Genomic DNA, 20559 nt, shown 5'->3' on the forward strand with positions numbered 1-20559 from the left:
CCTCGCGCAGGCCGGTGGTTCCCCCGTCCCCGCGCAGGCCGGCGGCCGGCCCGACAGGTGCTCGGGCCGGCCGCCGGTGCGTCGTCGTGCTCGCCGTACTCGTCGTCTTCGCCGTGCTCGTCGTCCTCACGGCCGTCACCGCCGGGGAACGGTTCCGCCGGCGCGGCGGCGCCGTGCCCCGGCGGCTCGCCCCCGCCCCTCCCGTCCGTGCGGCCTCGGTGCCGCGCGCCGTACGCGAGGCCCGTCACCGTCTCCGGGAGCCTCGTGGGAGTCCCACGGGACCCGGGTGCCGCCGTCCGGCGCGCTCCCGGGTCCGCGGGCCGGACCGGGCGCTCTCGGGAGCCGCGTCGCGTCAGTCACACATGAACTGCGTCGTGTGGTTGAACGACGACGTCTGGCCGTTGAAGCCGTACGTGCCGCGGTAGGACAGCGGTACCTGGAACTGGCCGATGATCGTGATGGTCGAGGCACAGTTCCCGGGACCGCCGGGCCGCCTGGCGTCCAGCCGCAACGACGTGCCGATCGAACCGCCGGTGATGTCCCACGGCGCGCCGCAGATGCCGCTGGTGATCCGGCCGCCGGTGATGACGTGCGGGTAGGTGTTCGGGTTGTAGTTGACCTCCATGTCGAAGGTGACCGCCCCGTTGTGGAGCCGCATCTTCGACGTGACCTGCAGAGCCTCCGCCGACACGTCGCGCTGGACGGCGAATGCCTCGTCGCGGGTCTTGACCTCGGAACCCTGGGCGTTGACGAACGCGTGCTCGCGTCCCGGCTCCCTCTTCTTCTGCGCCGCGCTGGTCATGTCTCTCCCTCCGCCTCGCTGTCGGCTCAGGCCAGTTGCTCGGCGATCTCGACGCGCAGCAGCGCGCGGACGTTCTCGATGTGGTTGCAGACGGTCACCTGCGACGAGCCCGCGAAGAGCAGTCCGACGGCGACGTTGTCGAGCGAGGTGACCAGCGACCCCGAGTCCCCGCCCGCGGAGATGTTCGTGGTCAGGATCTGGTCCTTGAACCGCGCCGTGCCGGCCGTGCCGTAGTTCACGTCGATGGTGGCGTTGGTGGAGATGATCCGGCCGAAGCTGATGTTCGTCGTGCGGCCGGTCTTCTTCACCAGGTCGCCCACCGCCGTCATGCTGCTGCGCCGCCAGGCGCGCGGCGCGCCGCTGAAGTACTGCTGGCGGGTGGCGTCCTCGAACTCCACCGTCGCCAGTGCCGCGTCCACCACGTTGTTGTGCTGCGGCAGCGGTACCTGCGGGGCGAACTGGATCGCGATGAAGCGGGCCAGCGTGCCGATCCGGTCGGCCGGGTCGGTGCCGCCGTCGAACCTGCCCGGCTGCAGTACCGGGCTGCCCAGAGGCGCCCGGTTGGAGTCGGCCAGGACGTGGTTGTTGCTCAGGATGTAGAACCGCGCCGGTACGCCGAGGCCGGGGGCCGGCGGGTTCGTGGTGGCGCCGGGCAGGAAGTCGTACACCACGCTGCCCAGCGTGCCCGCGGTGACCTGCACGTTGCCGACGGAGAAGCCGGACGGGCAGGGGCGCATCCGGCGCTTGAGGAGCTGCGGCTCCAGCGCGCCGAGCTGGCCGAGCTCTTCGAGCAGCGGCTGGGACAGCGAGCCGGACAGCACACTGCCGTCGGCGCCGTAGCCGACCTGCGGCTCCGCTGCCGTGCCGGTGCCGGAGGACCGCTGCATGCGCTGCTGCGGCTGGGCGGTGACGTGGCCGACCGCGACGACGTCGGTGGGCGTGCCGTCGTCCATCTGACGCGGGATCACGTCGCGCTCGGGGAGCATCGACTCCGGGACCTTCTGGGTCACGAAGACGAGCAGGGCTTCCTCACCCGTCGGCTCGCCGTCGACCCATTTCACGCCGTGGCCGAAGCCGACCACGTTGGAGAGCGGGTTCTGCGGGTGCATGAAGTCGGAGAGTGCCTGCTGACGGGAGGTATCGCTGACCTGTCCGCCGGTGGGTCCGCGCATCATCTCGGGCTGGTTCACGACCAGACCACCTCTTCCCCGGTAGGCGTCCCGCGCGGCTCGGAGCCGTACGCCGCCGTGGAACCGGCATGGCCGGCACGGACGCGCACGGCCGCGGGGCGGGACCGCGTTCGCTGGACGAGGCCGGGCCGCCGAGGGCGGCCGGCCCTGCTGGAGGGGGCGGGCCGCCCGTGCGGACGTCTTCGCACGGTCGCGTGCCCGGCGCCTCCTTGCGCTTCCTTACGGGTGATGCAGGTAGGGACTGTCTATTGCCGGGGCGGGCGACGGTCAAGGCGGTATGCCAGAAATCTTGCGCTTACTGCCTTAATGCCGCTATCGACCTTGTATGCCATGGTCTTTTCCGGCTGAGGATCACGGAGAAACGCTCCCTGCCCGACGTTCGGCGTTCAACTGCCGTTCCCCGGCGCACGGGAGGGTGTTCGGCGCAGGCGCACGGGAGACGTCACCAGCCCTCCAGGAGATGACCATGTCGCTCAGCCGCAGAGACTTCGCCAGGCGTTCCGCCTCCACCGGCGCCGGAATCGCGCTGGCCGGCAGCGTCGGCGTACTGGCCACCGCGCCCGGCGCGCTCGCGGCCGACACGACCGACGTGGTCGGCGCCGACGGGGCCGGGGCGGCCGGGGCGGAGCACGCGGGCGACCGGCACCGGCTGGGGTACGGGCCGCTGATCCCCGACCCGAAGGGCCTCCTGGCGCTGCCCGCCGGCTTCTCGTACCGCGTCATCACCCACACCGGCGTCACCAAGCTGGAGAGCGGCGAGTTCACCCCCTCCAACCACGACGGCACCGCCACCTTCGAAGGCCCGCGCGGCACCACGCTGCTCGTCAACAACCACGAACTCGGCGGCCCGCGCGCCAAGTGGCCGCACCCCGTACCGCTGACCGAGGGCCTGGTCTACGACCCCGCGGCGGCCGGCGGCTGCACCGTCGTGGAGATCTCCCGGGACGGCCGGCACGTCGGTGAGTGGGTCGGCATCGCGGGCACCTCCACCAACTGCGCGGGCGGGCGCACCCCCTGGGGCACCTGGCTGACCTGCGAGGAGACCGAGGACAAGGCCGGCCAGAACGGCATGACCAAGGACCACGGCTACGTCTTCGAGGTGGACCCGTACGACCGCCGCCCGCGCACCCCGCACCCGATCAAGGCGCTGGGCCGCTACGCGCACGAGGCCGTCGTCGTGGACCCGCGCAGCGGTCGCCTCTACCTCACCGAGGACGCCGCCAAGCCCAACGGCCTCTTCTACCGCTGGACCCCGCCGCACGACTTCGAACACGGCCGCGGCCGGCTGCGCACCCTGGACGCGGACGCGGGCATCCTGGAGGCGCCCCGCTGCTTCGACTCCGGCGGCCGGTTCGTCGACGACCTCTCCCGCGCCACCAAGACCGGCACCGTCTACGGCGTCGACTGGGTCGAGGTCCCCGACCGGGACGCCCGCGACGTCCCCGTCCGCAAGCAGTTCGGCGACGGCGAGGTCACCCGCGCCCTCAAGCTGGAGGGCATGTGGTGGGCGGACGGCGGCGCGTACCTCGTCTCGTCCTACGGCCGCCTGGACAGCCCGGTCCACCACGACGGGCAGGTCTGGTTCTACAACCCCCGGCGCCGCACCCTGACGCTGAAGGTCCTCCTCGGCGTCAACCCCGACCCGGGCCGGGACGGCGCCTTCGACGGCCCCGACAACATCACCGTCTCGCCCTACGGCGGCCTGATCATCGCCGAGGACGGCGCCGGCGTGCAGCACCTCTTCGGCGCCACGGACGACGGCCGCACGTACCCCATCGCCCGCAACGAACTCAACATCGGCACCCCCGAGAACCCGGCGTACAGCGAGTTCACCGGCCCCGTCTTCTCCCCGGACGGCCGCACCCTGTTCGCCAACATCCAGGAGCCGGGGATCATGCTCGCGATCACGGGGCCGTGGCGGCGGCAGCGGGTGGGGCGGGGGTAGGTGGGGGAGGGCCGGGCTTGGGGCTGGGGCCCGGTTCGTTGGTAGACGGTGTCTACGGGTTCGATCCATGACGTCATGCCGGCCGTGGGTGCGACCTGTGCCCGGTGCCCTGCGCCCTGTGGGCTTGTAGACAGCGTCTACTATTCCTCGTAGACGCTGTCTACCGCTTGCTATGCCGTCACCACGGTTGACGAGGACGCACGGCCGTCCGCAACCCCGTTGAAAATTCGCTGCCCCCTCGGCAATCCGCCACCCCCGGCAACGCGCCGCCGCACGCAGGAATCACCGATGCCCCCACGCGTTGAACCAAAGGTGAGCGAGACGACACGGACGACGGCACAGGCGACGGAACCCACGACGGCGGACGGGACGGAACCGGCCACCGCGCCGACCGCCCCGCCGCCGCCCAGGCCCGGCGGCGGGGTGCGCTTCTCCGTCCTGGACCGCTCCCGCACCCGCCAGGGCCGCCCGGAGGCGGAGGCGCTGCACGACACCCTGCGTCTGGCCCGGCACGTCGAAGAACTCGGCTTCCACCGCTTCTGGGTCTCCGAACACCACAGCGTGCCGGGCGTCGCCGGCTCCGCCCCGACCGTGCTCGCCGCGGCCGTGGCCTCGGCGACCTCCACCATCCGGGTCGGCACGGGCGGCGTGATGCTGCCCAACCACCGGCCGTTGGTGGTCGCCGAACAGTTCGGGGTGCTGGCATCCCTCTTCCCCGGCCGGATCGACATGGGGCTGGGCCGCTCGGTCGGGTTCACCGACGGCATCCGCCGCGCCCTGGGGACCGACAAGGACGCCGCCGACCACTTCGCCGACCAGCTCACCGAACTGATCGGCTACTTCACCGGCGAGCAGCAGGCCCACCCGCAGGTGCACGCCCGTCCGGCCGAGGGCCTGCGGGTGCCCGCCTTCGTCCTGGCCACCGGCGCGGGCGCACGGATCGCGGCCGAGGCCGGTCTCGCCCTGGTCATCGGAGACTTCCAGGGACGCCAACGGATGTACGAGGCCATCGACGCCTACCGCGCCGCCTTCCGCCCCTCGCCCCTGTGGGACCGCCCCTACGTCGTCGTCTCCGGCACCGTCGCCGTCGCCGAGACCACCGAGCGCGCCCGGCGGCTGCTCGTCCCCGAGGCCTGGTCGATGGCCTACTCCCGCACCCACGGCGTCTTCCCGCCCCTCGAACCGGCCGAGGCCGTCCTCGCCCGCGAGCCCGCCATGTCCCCCCGCCAGCGCGAGTTCTACGAGTCGGGCCTGCGCGGACACCTCCACGGCACCGAGGCCGAGGTGACCGCCGCCCTCGAAACCCTCCTCGCCCGCACCCGCGCGGACGAGGTACTGGTCACCACCAGCACCTACGACCGAGAAGCGCTGATGGAGTCGTACGAGCGGCTGGGACGGGTGGCGAAGGAGCTGGGAACGGGCATGTAGGGAGAGAGGGACGGGGCACTTCGCGGGGCCGGACCCGCATCGGACGCGGAGACGGATGCGCCGTACAACCCTTTGCCCATGTCGAAGGTCATCCCACCGTCACCCCGCACCACCCGTTCCGAGGGAACCATGCACCGGACCACCACCATCACCGCCCTGACGCTCGCCGCCACGGCCTGTCTCGCCCTTACCGCCTGCCAGCCCACGGACGGCGGCGCCAAGGCCGAGCCGAAACCGGCCACCACCACGGCCGCGGACGGCACGGCCACGGGCACGTCCGGCGGAGCCACGGAACCGGCGCAGGCCGCCTCCCCCCGTAAGGCCCAGCTCCCCGACCTCGTCGGAAAGGGACTGCAGAGCGCCCAGGACAGCGCCCAGGCCGCCGGTTTCTACTCCCTCCGCAGCCACGACGCCCTGGGACGCGGACGCATGCAGGTGATGGACCGGCATTGGAAGGTCTGCACCCAGTCCCCGGGCCCCGGCACCGTCGACACCACCGCCACCATCGACTTCGGCACGGTGAAACTCGAAGAGTCCTGCCCGTCGGACGACGCCGGCGCCGACAAGCCCACCCGCGCGAGCGCCACCATGCCGGACCTGCGCGGCAAGTCGATGAAGGTCGCCCGCCAGTCACTGGAGACCAACACCGGTATCACGGTGAAGGACGCGAGCGGGCAGAGCCGACTCGTAATCGTGGAATCCAACTGGAAGGTCTGCACCCAGGACCCGGCCGCGGGAGCGAAGCTCGACGGTCGGCCGGTGTCGTTCGGCGTGGTCAAGTTCGAGGAGTCGTGCGGGTGAGGGGGCGGGGCTGCGCTGCTGTAGTGACGGGGCTTCAGCGGCTGCCTTCTGACGTCGGCCTCAGCACTGCCACAGCAACAATGCCTGACCACACGGTTCGCAGGCGAACGCGTAGGCACAGCCCGCGCCGCCGAAGTTCATGGCGGTGCTGTGATCCGGGCCTTCCTCAAGCTGGACGATGAACGACATCGCGCGGGCGCATGAGGGACAGGACGGGGTCTCGTCCGCCTGAATCCAGGCGGGATGTCCTCCGAGCTGCCCAAGCACCGACGATTCGGGGCGTCCGCTTTCCGCTGCCCATGCTTCGCGGGCCGGGTCGTAGTCGTCCTCGGACGCCCGCTCCAGGACGACGGCCCGAACCTCACCGAGTGCGAGCGGTGCTTCCGCCTCCGGCTGGGGCAACGGCTCAAGGCCGTCCGGTGGGAAGAGCAAGGCCCGGTTGCCTCCGGAGTGCGGATCCCAGTCGTCGCACATGCCCGGGTCGTTCTGGCACGCGAACAGGGCCAGGACCCCTTGCCTGCCCTCCTCGTCACCCTCTCCGAGATCGTTCAGGACGACTTGGGCGAGGAATTGCATCGGACCTTCACACGATGCGCAATATGGCCATTCGGTGCAGGCCGGTGCCAGCGGCACTCCACCGGTCCGGGTCACCAGTGCATCCGGTGCGGAGGGACCGGCTTCGATCATCAGAGTCGTCATGGCCGGGACTTTAGGCGACTTCAGGTGACTTTAGATCACACCAATGACATCGCCTTCGACGCGACCCCGAGCGGCTTTCGTAGCCGGCTCGGGGTCGCGATGGAAGACGAATGGGAGACGAATGGGAGACGATCAAGGCTTTTGGTTATGCCCGAGGTGCCGGGGAACGCGCGCGATCTTGCGACCGCGTTTCTGGGGCCTGATCGCGGCCTGCGTGCCCGTGCGCCGGGCAGCCGTTGTCATCGGCCCCCTGAGCAGGCGCGATTACAGCGCCGCCGCCCCCGGCTTGACCATTCCGCGCACGGTGCGGGAGTCGACGAATTCGCCGAGGGCGGTCATTTCCCATTCGCCGGAGAACTGGCGGATGAGCTTGGCCATCAGGACGCCGGTGCGCTTTTCGGAGCCGGTCAGTTCGAAGCGGACCAGTTCCTCGCCGGTGAGGTCGTCGACCAGGCGGCAGTAGGCCTTGGCGACGTCGGTGAACTTCTGGCCGGAGAAGGAGTTCACCGTGAAGACCAGGCCGGTGACCTGCGGGGGGAGGCCGCCGAGGTGGACGGTGATGGCTTCGTCGTCGCCGGAGCCCTCGCCGGTGAGGTTGTCGCCGGAGTGCTGGATGGCGCCGTTGAGGATGACGAGCTTGCCGAAGAAGCAGTTGTCGATCTTCTTGCGGTCCGGGCCGTACGCGATGACCGAGGCGTCGAGGTCGATGTCCTTGCCGCGGAAGGCCGGTTCCCAGCCCAGGCCCATCCGTACGGAGCTGAGGAGCGGACGGCCGCCCTTGACGAGTGAGACGGTCTGGTTCTTCTGGAGGCTGACGCGGCCCTTGTCGAGGTTGATCTTCCCGGCGCCGGGGGCGGGCGGCGGGGCGACGGGGGCGGGGGCGCCGGCCGGCGGCCCCCACTGGCCGGAGGGCTGCGCGGGGGCAGAGGGGGCGGCCGGGGCCGGGGGAGCGGTCGGTGCCGCCGGGGCCGGGGGTGCCTGCGGGGCGGGGGGAGCGGTCTCGGTGGCCGGTTCCTCGACGCTGACGCCGAAGTCCGTGGCGATGCCGGCCAGCCCGTTGGCGTAGCCCTGTCCGACGGCGCGGACCTTCCACGCGCCGTTGCGGCGGTAGATCTCGACGACCACCAGTGCCGTCTCCGCCCCGAGCCGCGGCGGGGTGAACGTGGCGATCACGCCGCCGCCGACCGCGTCGCGGACCGTCCCCGTCGGCTCCGTCCCGGCGAACGTCGCACCCGGCGCGTCCAGGCTCGCCGTGACGACGATCTTCTCGATGCCGTCCGGCACCGCCGAGGTGTCCACCGTGATGGTGTCCCCCGAGCCACCGGCGCCGGAGGTGTGGGTCACGCCCGGCCCGTTGGGCTGGTTGTAGAAGACGAAGTCGTCGTCGGAACGCACCTTTCCGGCGGCGGTGAGCAGCAGACCCGACACGTCCAGCCGCACGGGGGCGGTGACGTCCACCGCCACCCGCGTGGCGGTGAGCGGGAGATTCGAGCCAGGAGTCATAGCGGTCATGTCAGGGGTAACGAACGGTCGGCTTTTGCGGTTCCGTTACCTCGGCACCGGGGGCAGGGGGCGCGTTCCCCGACGGTCCGGCTGCTCTTTCGCGTCTTTCGCGCCCTTTGCCGGGGGCGGACAGACGGGCGCCGGGCCGGTACGGTGCCGCGTGGCCGTGGTGGTGCGGGAGGGAGGACGGTGGGGTGTTCCCGTTGCGGTGGATCGTGAAGTTCCTGATCGCGGTGGTGATTGTGGGGGTGGTGGTGGGAGTGGTCGGCGGTAAGGGATGAGGCGGCGAGGTGCGTGTACGAGAGACGGCCGGGGCCCGGTGGGCTCCGGCCGTCTCGTCGTCGGGATGTCTCGTCGTCGGCGTCCGGTGGCGGATTCGGCTGCCGCCCGGGTCCGCGGTCAGCGGCGGGAGTTGCCGAACAGCAGGCGGTAGGCGATCAGGAGCACCAGGGAGCCGGCGATGGCGGCGATCCACATGGACGGGTCGAAGAAGTCCTTCGGGATGGGCCGGTCCAGGATGCGGGTGGAGAGCCAGCCGCCGACGAAGGAGCCGACGATGCCGGTCAGCGTCGTGCCCACGAGACCGCCCGGGTCCCGGCCGGGCAGCAGGATCTTGGCGATGACGCCGGCGACCAGTCCCAGTACGAGCCAGCTGACGATGCCCATGGTTGCGTTCCTCGTTCCCCGCGCGCGGTGTCTGTTCTTCGGCCGCTTGCCCGTGGCTCGTGGCCTGCGGACGGTGGGCTGTCGTGCGCTGCGTTGTCGTGTGTGCGGTGCCGCGTTGTCGCGTTGTCGTCTGTGCGGTGACGCGGTGACGCGGTGTTGTGTGTGCGGTGTCGGTTCGGTTGCGTTTGTGGTGTTGCTGATTTGCTGTTTGTGACCACGCGGGTGGTGTTTGTCGCCGACGGGTGTTTGTTGCCGACCGGTGTTGGTTGCTGATTACAAGGACGCAGCGGAGCCGCCCGTAGTTGCTCCTGGCGGGGAACGAATCGGACGGGAGGACGTCAGCCGGTGCCGTCCGTCCCGGCGAAGCCGCATTCGTAGGCGGCGATCACCGCCTGGATGCGGTCGCGGGCGCCGAGCTTGGCCAGCACACCCGCGACGTGCGTCTTCACCGTGGCGGCCCCGACCGCCAGCTCGTCCGCGATCTCCGCGTTCGTCAGGCCCCTGGCCATCAGGCGCAGCACCTCGGCCTCGCGGCCGGTCAGGCGCGCCCGCATCCTCCGCGCCGCGTCCCGCTCGGCGCGCGCCCCGGCGTACCGGGCGGCCAGGGTGCGCACCGCGGCGGGGAACAGCAGGCTGTCGCTGCGCGCCACCAGGCGGACGGCCTGGACCAGCTCGTCCGCGCTCGCCCGCTTCAGCAGGAACCCGTTCGCGCCCGCGCGCAGGGCGTCGTACACGTACGAATCGTTCTCGAAGGTCGTGACGACGATGACGCGCGGCGGCTCGGACAGGCCGGTGAGCAGGAGCTCGGTCGCGCGGATGCCGTCGGTCCGCGGCATGCGGACGTCCATGAGGACGACGTCGGGGCGCAGGGCGCGGACCAGGGACACCGCCTCGGCGCCGGTCGCGGCCTCGCCGACGACCGCCATGTCCGGTTCGGCGGCCAGGATGGCGCGCAGCGCTGTGCGGACCATGAGTTCGTCGTCGGCGAGGACGATCCGCAGGCGGGGGACGGGGACGGGGACGGGGGTGGGGATGGGCGCGGGGGCCGGTGCGGGACTCGGGCCGGGGGTCGGGGCGGTGGGTGGCTCGCCTTCTGCGGACGAGGCTTGCAGTGGGGCGCCGGTGGGAGGAGGGCTGGTGGTCCCGGGGGAGTCGTCGGCGCTTGCCTGGGAGTGGTGGTGGGCGGTTCCGGGGGCGTGGTGCCGCGTCGTGTTCATGTGGCGGCTGCCAGGGGGAGACGGGCCGTCAGGTGCCAGGTGTCGCCGTGGGTGGCGGCCCGTGCCTCGCCGCCGAGCAGGTGGGCGCGGTCGGCGATGCCGCGCAGGCCGTGGCCGCCGCCGGGGCGGGCGGGCTGTTCGGCCGCGATCGGTGCGGCCGGTGTCGGGGGCCCTGGTCGCGGGCCCGTCGGGTTCTCCATCGTGATCCTCAGGTCTTCCGTTCCGATGACGACGCGGAGCCGCACCGGGACCGGTCCGGCGTGCCGCAGCGCGTTGCTCAGCCCCTCTTGGACGATGCGGTACGCCTCCCGCGAGACGACGGGCGCCAGCCGCGTGCCGTCGCCCTCGACCCGCGCGTCGAGCCGTACGCCCGCTGCCCGGGTGCGGTCCAGCAAGCCGTCGAGGTCGGCCAGCGTGGGGGCCGGGGTGGTGCGCACGGCGTCGTCCTCCCGCAGCAGACCGAGGACCGTGTCGAGTTCCGTGACCGCCTGGCGGGTGGTCTCCTCGATGGCGGCCAGCGCCTGCCGGGCGAACGCCACGTCGTGGTCCAGCACCCGGCGGGCCGCGCCGGCCTGGAGGGTGACGGCGCTGAGCGCGTGTCCCACCGCGTCGTGCAGCTCGCGGGCGAGGCGGTTGCGGGTGGCGAGGTCGGCGGCCCGGCGTTCGGCCGCGGCGAGCCGGTCGGCGGGGGTGGGGCCCAGCAGCGGCGGCGCGCAGCGGGCCAGCAGCGACCCACCCGCCCATGTGGCGCCGGCCACCAGGGCCAGCAGCAGCACCCCGGCGACCGGGCCGGGCACGCCGTCGAAGGCGGCCGGCCGGCCGAGCGCCGAGAACCGCACCGGCTGCACGACCGGTCGGAGGAGGAGCACCACCGCGGCCGGGGGCGCGGCCAGGGTGATGCCGCTGACGACGCCCCCGGCCGCCAGGTGCGTCGTGAACCACAGGGCCGTGCGCCGCCGCGCGGCCCACGAGTGGGCGGGGGCGTCCACCAGTCGCGCCGCCGCTTCCTTCGTCAGGCCGCCCAGGGAGCGGACCGCCGCCGACTCCAGCGTCCGCAGTTGCGGCAGGAGCAGCGCGGTCAGTGCGGCGCACGGCAGCGCGACGCCGAACGTCCCGAACTGCCAGAGCGGATCGGTGAACGGGTTGGCGCCCCTGATCAGGAGCGGGACGAGCACCGAGAGGAGGAGGAAATACGGCGTCATGAACGCGCCACCGATGACGAGGAGCACCCAGCGGCGCAGGATCACCCGCATCGGGTCGCCTCCTCGGGACGGTGCGTTTTCGTTATGCGGTGCGTTCTTGGTATGCGGTGGGTTCTCGTTATGCGGTGCCGCCCCGTTATGCGTGCCGTCTCGTCATGCGGTGCCGTCGCGTCTCGTCGTGAGCTCCGCGTGCTCTCGGTGGGCCGTCGGGTGCGCACGTCCTCAGAGGCGGCGGGTGGCCAGGGTCAGGCGGTCGCGGGCGTCGAGGAGCGCGTCCTTGATCATTTGTTCGCGGACCGGAGTCAGACGGGCCACCGGTACCGAGCAGCTGATCGCGTCGCGGGCCGGGGTGCGGTACGGGATCGCCACACCGAAACAGCGCAGGCCCACGGTGTTCTCCTCCCGGTCCACCGCGTAGCCCCGCTCGCGCACCGTGTGCAGCTCCTCGATGAGCCGCTGGCGGTCGGTGAGGGTGTGCTCGGTCACGGCGTGCAGCGTCTCGGGCAGCAACCGGCGGATCTGCTCGTCGGTGTGGGTGGCCAGCAGCGCCTTGCCGAGGGAGGTGGAGTGCGCGGGCAGCCTGCGGCCGACGCGGGTGAAGGGGCGCAGGTAGTGCTGCGACCGGCGGGTGGCGAGGTAGACGACGTTGGTGCCGTCCAGGCGGGCCAGGTGGACGGTCTCGGTGGTGTCGTCCGCGAGGCGGTCCAGCGTCGGCCGGGCGGCGGCCACCACCTCGTCACCGTCCACGTACGACGTGCCGACCAGCAGGGCCCGGACGCCGATGCCGTACCGCGTGCCCGTGGCGTCCGTCTCCACCCAGCCCAGTTCCACGAGCGTGCGCAGCAGCATGTAGAGGCTCGACTTCGGGTACTTCAGGGCCCCTTGGACGGCTGCGAGGCTGTGCATACCGGGGCGGCCTGCGAAGAATTCCAGCAGCTCCACCGTCCGCACCGCGGACTTGACCGGCGAACCGGCGTCCGCGCCGCGCCGCCCGGCGGCGCCTTCCCCATCGGTCGGCGGCATCGCCCTCGCCCCCTCTGTGCGGACGGCGGCGTGGCCGGGCGACATCCTCACCGCCCCCACCGTCCATCATTCGAAACGGTGTTCAGGATATAGAACGTCGGGTGGGGGAGGGCAAGAGGCGTGCGGGGCGGGGGGTCGGGGAAGGGGCGGCCGGGGGTGAGGTGGCGGCCCCCCCGCCGGTCCGTCGGGGGCGAGGCGGCGCGTGTCACGTCTCCGTGTGGGGCCGCGTCCGCCCTCGTCCGCGCGCTTGTGTCTCACCGCTCGCGCAGGTACGCGTTCGTGTAAGCCTCTTCGGGAGCGACGGGCTTGTCCAGCAAGCCCTGGTCGCGCATGAAGTCGGCCATGCGGTTCCATTTCCCGGGGTCGTTGTGGCCCAGGCCGTTCTTGTCGTTCCGCATCAGGGCCGTGGTCGACTTGAGGATCGCCAGGGCTTTCTTCCGGCGGCGGGGGTCGGAGAGGCCGGGGACGAATTCCTGGCTGCGGGTGACGGTTTCCTCCGGGTGGTCGATGGCGTAACGGAGTCCCCGCAGCGACGCGGAGACGAACGCGCGGATGTCTTCTTTCCGCTTGCCGAGGGTGTCCTTCAAGGCGCCGAGGCCGACACCCACCAGCCGGTCGTTCTCGTTGTCGTTCCCTTCCCCGTTGCCGGACGCGGGTTTCAGCGAACGCACCGGCTTTCCGGATTCCTCGAACGCGACGGTGTCATTGCTGAGGTACCCCATCACGCCATCGACCTTCTTGCCCGTCAAAGCGGCGTGCTGGGTGAAGCCGATGTACTTGATATCGGCGTCTTGGGGCTTCAGTCCGGCTTCCTTCAGCAGTGCGAGCAGACCGTAATAGGTCTCGCCGTACGGGCCCGGTGTGCCGATGGTGCGTCCCTTCAGGTCCGCGGGCTTCTTTATGGGGGAGTCCTCGGGGACGATCAGGGCCACCGGGTAAGTCTGGTAGAAGGAGGCGACGTTCACGATCGGTACGTTCTTCGAGCGTGCCTGGAGCATTTCGGTGCCGCCCGCGTAGAGGACGTCTTCCTTGCCGGACTTCAGCGCGCCGAAAATGTCTTCCGCGGCGCCGTGGTGGCGAATGGTCACGTTGAGACCGGCGTCTTTGTAGTAGCCGTTCGCCTCGGCCATGTAGAAGGCCGCGAACTGGATGTCGGGGGTATAGGTGAGGCCGACGGTGATGCTCTTGCCGGTACCTCCCGCATTCCGGTCCGGGTCCGCGTTCGCCGGTTTTTCGGCGCAGGACGTCAGCGCGGCGGCGGTCAGGGCGGAGACGAGCGCCACGGCGATCGCGCGGTGCGGGCGGGAGCGGCGCGGCTGGGCAGTCGGGCTCGGAGCCGGAGCCGGGTGTGTCTGCGGGGAGCGGGAGGCATGGCGGCGCACGGTCGGGGATCTCCTCGTGGGGTTTCTGCGGGGTGCTCGGTGGTGGTTTCGCGGGTGCTCGGTGGAATTTTCGCCGGGCCGGGCTGGACAGGGCCGGGACCGGGACCTGGGCCGGAACGGGCCGGCCGTGGGCGGGTCAGCGCTGGACGAGGCGTTCGACCAGGCGGGTCAGGCCGTACAGGGCGACGGCCAGCAGTCCGATCATGGTGAGGGTGGCGAACAGCCCCACCGTGTCGGCTTCCTGGCGCTGTACGGAAAGGAGCTGGCCGAGTCCTTCACCGCCCATGACGAATTCGCCGACCACCGCGCCCGTTACGGAGAGCGTCAGGCCGTTGCGAACGCCCGCCAGCACGCTCGGCAGCGCGAGCGGGAATTCGATGTACCAGAGCATTCCCCACCGCCCCACCCCGTCGACCCGGGCCGCGCCCATCACGTCCGTGTCCACGGATCGCAGACCCAGAACCGTATTGACGAGAACGGGGAAGAAGACGAGCAGCGCGCACAGCACGGCAATGGGCAGCAGGCCGTAACCGAGCCACAGCGCCAGCAACGGGGCGATGGCGACGGCGGGCATCGCCTGTGAGGCGGCGATGAACGGCTGGAGTGCCGCCGCGGCGATACGGCTGCGGGCCATGAGGTAACCCAGCGGCAAGGCGACACCGATGCCCAGGCCGCTACCCGCCAGGGCTTCCCACACGGTTTCCCGGGTGTAGGCCGGCAAGGGGCCGTGCAGCAGATCGGCGGTGAATTGCCGGACCAGGTCTTCCGGGGAAGGGAGGTAGAAAGGATCCACCGCGCCGGAACGGGTGGCGGTTTCCCAAACGAGGAGCAATGCGCCCGTGAGGAAGAGGGGAGGCAATACCGTGCGGAAGAACGACGCCGCGCGGCCGGTGTTCCTGGGTGCGGGTGCGGGTGCGGACGCGGATGACGAGGGCGTTATCGGCCCTTCCTCGGTGCCGGTCGAAGCGGGGGACGTGTTCGCTCCGCGTCGCGCCTTTCTCATTTCCGGAGCTCCCCGTGGCTTTCCGTGTCACCGGCTCCATACCGGTTCGAATGGTTCAAGTGGTGGGACGGGCCGAGTGGTTCGGCGGGAATTCTCGTCATGCGGCCCGCGAATTGACGTATCCGACGTTCGTCGGCCTCGCGTGCGTCAACCTATCGTTTGTCGCCGGCATGCCACAAACAATGCCGGTCGCATTCGCAGGGGTTGCGGTGGGCTGCCGTGGACTGCGTTCGCCGTTGACCATTGTGGTCGGGCGGCGGCGGAGTCGTAGGGGACCGGTCGGCGCGCGGACGACCTCCAGGCGAAGGGCGCCCCCCGGTGCCCTCCGTCGTCGTCTCACTCCCCGGAACGCCCGATGGACGAAAGGTGGTCCGTACATCAGAGTGTGGCCATGCCGGAACTCCGTTCTCTCGCCGCGGCGGAATTCGCGCCCCGGACGACGTACCTGAACACCGCGTCCAGCGGATTGCTTCCCGCGCGGTCCGCCGCCGCCCTACGGGAGGCCATCGAGGAGTCGCTCTCCTACGGGGCCATGGGCCTGGACTACTTCGGGCCCGCGTGGGGCGCCCGCGCCGCGTTCGCCCGGTTGCTGCGCGTGGGGCCGGAGCGGGTGGCGATCGGGAACTCGGTCGCGGTGGCCTCCGCGCTGATCGCGGGCACGCTGCCGGCGGAGGCCGAAGTGCTGGTGCCGGAGGGCGATTTCAGCTCCCTGGTCAACCCGTTCGCCGTGCGCCCGGGAATCAAGCTGCGGACCGCGCCGCTGGCGGAGCTGGCCGAGGCGGTACGGCCGGGGACGGCGCTGGTCGCGTTCAGCGCGGTGCAGGCGCTCGACGGCCGGGTGGCCGACCTGGAGGCGATCCGCGCCGCCGCGCGGGCGCACGGCGCGCGCACGTACGTCGACGCCACGCAGGCCGCGGGCTGGCTGCCGCTGGACGCGGGCCGCTTCGACTACCTGGTGTGCGCGGCCTTCAAGTGGCTGCTGTGCCCACGGGGCACCACCTTCCTGGCCTTCGGCGAGGAGGTGGGGGCGGGGTGGTCCGATCATGACGAGGGCGCGTCGGCCGGTGGTCCGGTTCCGCTGCACGCGGGGTGGGTGGCGGGCGCGGACCCGGGGGAGTCCAACTACGGGCCGGTGACCACGTTCGCCCCGGGGGCCCGCCGTTACGACGAGCCGCACGCCCACTACGCGTACATAGGCGCGGAACGTTCCCTCTCCCTCGTCGAGGAGGTCGGCGTCGCCGCCATCCACGCTCACGACCTCGCGCTGGCCGACCGGTACCGCGCCGGGCTCGCCGAACTGGGCCACCGCCCGGTGCCCGCCCCCGGCTCGGCGATCGTCTCCACGCCCGGGCTGACCGACGCGGAGGAACGGCTGAGCCGGGCGGGGGTCCGCATCTCCATCCGGTCCGGGCTGCTGCGCGCGGCCTTCCACTTCCACAACTCGGCGGCGGATGTGGACCGGCTGCTGGAACTCCTGCCGGCGGTGAGGTGAGGTGATACGGGGGCGGGCCGTACGGGGCGGCGCGGAGAGGTGACGGGGCGGGCCGTACGTTGTGGTGCGGAGAGGCGTCGGGGCGTGGGCGTCCGCGCCGTGGAACGCATGATCGCGGAGCTCGTAGCCCCGGAACTCGTACAGAACGGGCCAGCCCCGCGCGATCCGCACCCGCAGGGCGCCGTCCGCGCGCCCGGTGTCGGTGAGGCCGCCCCGCGCCGGTCCGTGACCCGTGGACACGAGTGGTCAAGAGCGCGGACCGGCCAGGACGACCGGCCCGGACGGGGTGGCGCGGGGCGACCAGGGGCGCTCGGTACGTACAGGCGGACGGTGGCGCCGGGTGCCCGTGCGGGCCGGTGACGGGGTTCCGTCCGTACGCGGACAAGTCCGCCGCCGTCCGGCGCGTCACGACCCGGTGGCCTCCGGAGATCGCGGCCCGGCGGCCCGGCGTCCGGAGGAGCGAGTGGCCCTCGCCGCTTCCTCCGCCACTCACGCGCCCTTCCTCGCGGGGGAAGCACAGAACACTTGGTCAACTTCTTTCACTTCCACACCATGGGCACCAAAGCCCAGGCCGGAGGCCATTCCCGACCCCGGTACGCAATTCGGCCGGGCCGATGCCTACCGCCGGGGAAACCAGGCCGCTAGGAATGGCAGCACACACTCACGAGGTGGTGCCTGTGGACGGGACGCCCAGGTATCCGCCGCGCGACGACGAGTTGCGGCGGCGGCTGGTGTACGGCGACGAGTCCGCGCTCGGGGAGGCGTACGACGCCTTCGGGGCGCTGGTACGGGCGGTGGCGCGGCGCGTGACCTGCAACGCGCACACCGCCGACGAGGTGACACGCGAGGTGTTCCTCGAACTGTGGACGCATCCGTACGCCTTCGTGCCCGGCCACGGTTCACTGCGCGCATGGCTGAGCATGCTCGCGCACCACAAGGCGGTCGCCCGGGTGACGGACGCGCCACCGGAGTCCTCCGGGGGGCTCCCCGGGGCGGAGGCCGAGGCGGCACGGGCGGCGGACGCCCGGTCCGCCCTGATGCTGCACGCGGCGCTGGCCGAACTCCCGCTGCCGCAACGCGAGGCCATGCACCTGGCCTGCTTCGCGGGACGCACCTACCGCCAGGTCGCGGTGGAGCTGGGCATCCCCGAGGCGACCGCCACCTCCCGGCTGCGGGCGGCGCTCAGCGACCTCGCGGACCGGCTGGCCGCGGCCCCCGACCCCTCCAGCCCGGCGAACGGCGCGCGGGACGATGTCTGAGGGCGGAGGGTGGGACGCGGGGAGGGCGGGGCGTCGCACACGAAGGCGGGACGGACCAGGGATACGGGGAGGGACGCGCGATGACCGGGGATGGCTCTGACGGTCGCCAGGGTGTGGGTGGGCTGGGGGACGCGGAGGGACCGGACGGCGTAAACGTCCCGGACGGCCGCGATGTCCCGGACGGCCTGGGCGCCCCGGATCTCCCGGACCTCCCGGATCTCCCGGATCTCCCGGGGCGTTCGGAAACGGAGGACGTGGGCCGCGCGGGCACCGGCCTGCCTAGGGATGGGCAAGTGACCAGTTCGCCTGGGGATGGGGGAGTGACGGGTTCGTCCGGCGATGGGGGAGTGATCGGCTCGTCCCGCGATGGGGGAGTGACCGGTCCCGGCTCGTCCGGAGACGGCGAAGTCACCGATCCCGGTCCGCCGGGAAAGGAAGAGCCCACCGGCTCCCGCTCCGGCGCGGCCCCGTCCGAAGCAGGCCCCGACCCCGGCTCCCGCTCCGGCGCGCCCTCGTCCGAAGAAGGCCCCGCTCCCGGCTCCCCGGGAGGCACCGGCGCCCCGGGAGGCACCGGCGCCCCCCTCGCCGCGTCCGAACCCTCCGTTTCCGGCAGCCCCGCCGAGCCCCCCGGGTTCGGCGGCGCCGCCTACGCCGATCCCAGCGATCCGCATGCTTCCGCGGAGTTCCCGGCGTCCGCCGATTTCCCCGGCTTCGCCGGACCCGTCGGCCCGGAGGCCGCCGCCGACCCCGTCGGCCCGTCGTCCCCCGACTGCCACGAGGACGTGAGCGGGCTGCTCGCCGCCTGGGTGCTGGGCGCCGACATGCCGGGCGACGACGCCCGCGTGCGGCGCCACCTGTCCGGCTGTCCCGACTGCGCGGCCGAGGCGCAGCGGCTGCGGGCGGCGGTGCGGCTCTTGGAGGAGCCGGTCACCGGGGGGCCGAAGAGCGCCGCGCGCAAGGGCAACGCCGGGCTGGCGCGCGGCCGGCTGATGGCCGCGGCCCGCGCCGTACGGCCCGGCCACGGCCCGCCGGCCCCGCACGCGGCCCCGTACGCGGCGGCGGTGGCCGGGCTGGACGTGCTGCTGCGGGAACTGGAGGACGATCCGGCGCGCTGGGGCACCCCCGTCGTCCACGACTGGGACGTGCAGGGCACCCTCGCCCACCTCGTCGCCGCCGACGAGGCGCTGGCAGAGCGGTTGGGGCTGGCACCCGTCACGATGCCGGGTGCGCCCGGCGACCCGGCCGGTACGGGCGCGCCGTGGCGACTGCGCTGGGCGGCGCGCACGGAGGAGGTGGTGGCGTACGAGCACACCCGGCCCCCGGCGGAGACCCAGGAGGCGTGGCGGACCCAGGCCCATGGGCTGCTCGCGCTGCCCGAGGCGGGGGACGTCCAACTGGCGGCGACGGCGACGACGTTGATGGGCGTCCGGCTGCCGGTCGCCGACCACTACGTGATCCGGGCCTTCGAGACCTGGGTGCACACCCGGGACATCGGCCGGGCGCTGGGCCGGTCGGTGCCGCCGCCGTTGCCCGTGCACCTCCAGCGGCTGGTGGGCCTGGCCGTGCGCGTCCTGGACCTGGCGCTCGGGCCCGACGCCCGGCCGGTGCTGCTGTCGGTGGAGGGCGAGGCGGGCGGCGACTGGGTGCTGGGCTCCGACGCCGAGCCGATCGCCGCCGAACTGGTGCTGGAGGCCGAGGACTTCTGCCTGCTCTTCGGCGGGCGGCGGACACCGGACGAGATCGCGCGCGGGCACGCGGGCGACGCGGTCGCCTCCCAACGGGTGCTGGAGACGGCCGCGTCGCTGGCGTGGCTGTGAGGTGAGAGGCGGGGGCCTCTTGACTTCGGGGCCGGGCCTCTTGATCTCGGGGCCGGGCCTCTTGACCTCGGCGCCGGGGGTGGCATCAGGGCCGAGGTGGCCCGGTCTCGATGCCACCCCGGCCCGTCCCCTGCCTACCGCATCGGCGTGCCCGTCCCCTGCCTACCGCACCGGCGTGAAGTCGCGTGCCCCGATGTACTCAGGGCGCCGCACCGGTGCAGCGTACGGCTCCACGGCCGCGTTCTCCACGCTGTTGAACACGATGAAGACGTTGCTGCGTGGGTACGGCGTGATGTTGTCGCCGGAACCGTGCATGGCGTTGCAGTCGAACCAGGTCGCCGATCCGGGCTTGCCGGTGAACAGGCGGATGCCGTGCCGGTCGGCCAGTTCCGTCAGCGCCTCGTCCGAGGGCGTGCCGGCGTCCTGCATCTGGAGGGACTTCTTGTAGTTGTCCTTGGGCGTCTCGCCCGCGCACCCCAGGAAGCTGCGGTGCGAACCCGGCATGATCATGAGGCCGCCGTTGGTGTCGTAGTTCTCGGTCAGCGCGATCGAGACGGACACCGTCCGCATGCGAGGGAGGCCGTCCTCCGCGTGCCAGGTCTCGAAGTCCGAGTGCCAGTAGAAGCCGGAGGCGCCGAAACCGGGCTTCACGTTGATCCGGGACTGGTGGACGTACACGTCCGAGCCGAGGATCTGCCGGGCCCGCCCCACCACGCGCGGGTCGCGGACCAGCTCGGCGAACACCTCGCTGACGCGGTGCACCTCGAAGACGGACCGGACGTCCTGCGAGCGCGGCTCGACGATCGCGCGCGGGTCCGCCCGGACCACCGGGTCGTTGACCAGCCGGTCCAGTTCGGCCCGGTAGTGGGCGACCTCCTGCCCGGTGAGCAGTTCGTCGATGGCGAAGAAGCCGTCGCGCTCGTAGTCGGCCAGTTCGGAGGGCTGGAAGGGGCCGTCCTCGCCGGGGCGCGACCACACCACCGGGTCCTGCCGCGGGGTGATCACCTCGGTGGCCCCGCGCGTCGGGTACAGGTCGGTGGTCTGCTCGGGTGCGGTGGTCATGGTGGTGCCTTCCTCTCCTGTTCTTCTCGTGGGTGCCTCGGTCTCGGCCCCGGCTCCAGGCGGCCTGG

General features: G+C 72.2%; 17 protein-coding genes. 6 read left to right on the forward strand and 11 right to left on the reverse strand.

Going from position 1 to position 20559, the window contains the following annotated elements; all coding sequences use genetic code 11:
- Positions 1-352: 352 nt before the first annotated feature.
- Together ABZX96_RS13925 and ABZX96_RS13930 are read right to left on the reverse strand one after the other, a co-directional pair.
- Positions 353-802, reverse strand: a complete 450-nt coding sequence (locus ABZX96_RS13925; RefSeq protein WP_355542995.1) for a hypothetical protein — start codon at positions 800-802, stop codon at positions 353-355.
- A gap of 26 nt (positions 803-828) precedes the next feature.
- Positions 829-1992 (reverse strand): hypothetical protein, encoded by a 1164-nt coding sequence (locus tag ABZX96_RS13930; protein WP_355542998.1) that lies wholly within the window; start codon positions 1990-1992, stop codon positions 829-831.
- Positions 1993-2458: 466 nt separating this feature from the next.
- On the opposite strand from ABZX96_RS13930, the gene ABZX96_RS13935 reads away from it, so the two are divergent.
- The 3 genes from ABZX96_RS13935 (at position 2459) to ABZX96_RS13945 (ending at position 6166) form a co-directional block, all read left to right on the forward strand.
- Positions 2459-3937 (forward strand): alkaline phosphatase PhoX, encoded by a 1479-nt coding sequence (locus tag ABZX96_RS13935; protein WP_355543001.1) that lies wholly within the window; start codon positions 2459-2461, stop codon positions 3935-3937.
- Positions 3938-4360: 423 nt separating this feature from the next.
- Positions 4361-5365 (forward strand): LLM class flavin-dependent oxidoreductase, encoded by a 1005-nt coding sequence (locus ABZX96_RS13940; RefSeq protein WP_355543228.1) that lies wholly within the window; start codon positions 4361-4363, stop codon positions 5363-5365.
- Between the two features lie 78 nt (positions 5366-5443).
- Positions 5444-6166 (forward strand): PASTA domain-containing protein, encoded by a 723-nt coding sequence (locus ABZX96_RS13945; RefSeq protein ID WP_355543004.1) that lies wholly within the window; start codon positions 5444-5446, stop codon positions 6164-6166.
- Positions 6167-6226: 60 nt separating this feature from the next.
- Here the strand turns inward: ABZX96_RS13945 and ABZX96_RS13950 are convergent, their stop codons facing one another.
- From ABZX96_RS13950 to ABZX96_RS13985, 8 genes are all read right to left on the reverse strand, one after another.
- Positions 6227-6865, reverse strand: a complete 639-nt coding sequence (locus ABZX96_RS13950) for a DUF1963 domain-containing protein (RefSeq protein ID WP_355543007.1) — start codon at positions 6863-6865, stop codon at positions 6227-6229.
- A gap of 264 nt (positions 6866-7129) precedes the next feature.
- The gene (locus ABZX96_RS13955) at positions 7130-8368 is read right to left on the reverse strand and encodes a TerD family protein (protein WP_355543010.1); all 1239 of its coding nucleotides are present in this window, start codon (positions 8366-8368) and stop codon (positions 7130-7132) included.
- A gap of 399 nt (positions 8369-8767) precedes the next feature.
- The gene (locus tag ABZX96_RS13960) at positions 8768-9034 is read right to left on the reverse strand and encodes a GlsB/YeaQ/YmgE family stress response membrane protein (RefSeq protein WP_355543013.1); all 267 of its coding nucleotides are present in this window, start codon (positions 9032-9034) and stop codon (positions 8768-8770) included.
- A 338-nt stretch (positions 9035-9372) separates the two neighbouring features.
- Positions 9373-10035, reverse strand: coding sequence for a response regulator transcription factor (locus tag ABZX96_RS13965; RefSeq protein WP_355543231.1), 663 nt, complete (start codon positions 10033-10035; stop codon positions 9373-9375).
- 212 nt (positions 10036-10247) lie between these two features.
- Entirely contained in the window at positions 10248-11504 is a 1257-nt protein-coding gene (locus tag ABZX96_RS13970) for a histidine kinase (protein ID WP_355543016.1), read from the reverse strand.
- Between the two features lie 171 nt (positions 11505-11675).
- On the reverse strand, positions 11676-12476 hold the full coding sequence (locus ABZX96_RS13975) for an IclR family transcriptional regulator (RefSeq protein ID WP_355543019.1): 801 nt from the start codon (positions 12474-12476) through the stop codon (positions 11676-11678).
- Positions 12477-12730: 254 nt separating this feature from the next.
- Positions 12731-13858 carry an ABC transporter substrate-binding protein gene (locus ABZX96_RS13980; protein ID WP_355543022.1) on the reverse strand — a complete coding sequence of 376 codons (1128 nt, stop codon included), beginning with the start codon at positions 13856-13858 and terminating at the stop codon, positions 12731-12733.
- Between the two features lie 136 nt (positions 13859-13994).
- Positions 13995-14555: an ABC transporter permease gene (locus tag ABZX96_RS13985; protein ID WP_355543234.1), complete on the reverse strand. Its 561-nt coding sequence runs from the start codon at positions 14553-14555 to the stop codon at positions 13995-13997.
- Between the two features lie 697 nt (positions 14556-15252).
- Here ABZX96_RS13985 and ABZX96_RS13990 point away from each other — a divergent pair.
- From ABZX96_RS13990 to ABZX96_RS14000, 3 genes are all read left to right on the forward strand, one after another.
- On the forward strand, positions 15253-16353 hold the full coding sequence (locus ABZX96_RS13990; RefSeq protein ID WP_355543025.1) for an aminotransferase class V-fold PLP-dependent enzyme: 1101 nt from the start codon (positions 15253-15255) through the stop codon (positions 16351-16353).
- Positions 16354-17000: 647 nt separating this feature from the next.
- Positions 17001-17612, forward strand: coding sequence for a sigma-70 family RNA polymerase sigma factor (locus ABZX96_RS13995; RefSeq protein WP_355543028.1), 612 nt, complete (start codon positions 17001-17003; stop codon positions 17610-17612).
- 293 nt (positions 17613-17905) lie between these two features.
- Entirely contained in the window at positions 17906-19429 is a 1524-nt protein-coding gene (locus ABZX96_RS14000; RefSeq protein WP_355543031.1) for a maleylpyruvate isomerase family mycothiol-dependent enzyme, read from the forward strand.
- A gap of 162 nt (positions 19430-19591) precedes the next feature.
- On the opposite strand, the gene thpD is transcribed toward ABZX96_RS14000, so the two are convergent.
- Positions 19592-20491 carry an ectoine hydroxylase gene (gene thpD, locus ABZX96_RS14005; RefSeq protein ID WP_355543034.1) on the reverse strand — a complete coding sequence of 300 codons (900 nt, stop codon included), beginning with the start codon at positions 20489-20491 and terminating at the stop codon, positions 19592-19594.
- Positions 20492-20559: the final 68 nt, after the last annotated feature.

It is taken from the genome of Streptomyces sp. NPDC003077 (genome assembly GCF_040611095.1).
Taxonomy (GTDB): domain Bacteria; phylum Actinomycetota; class Actinomycetes; order Streptomycetales; family Streptomycetaceae; genus Streptomyces.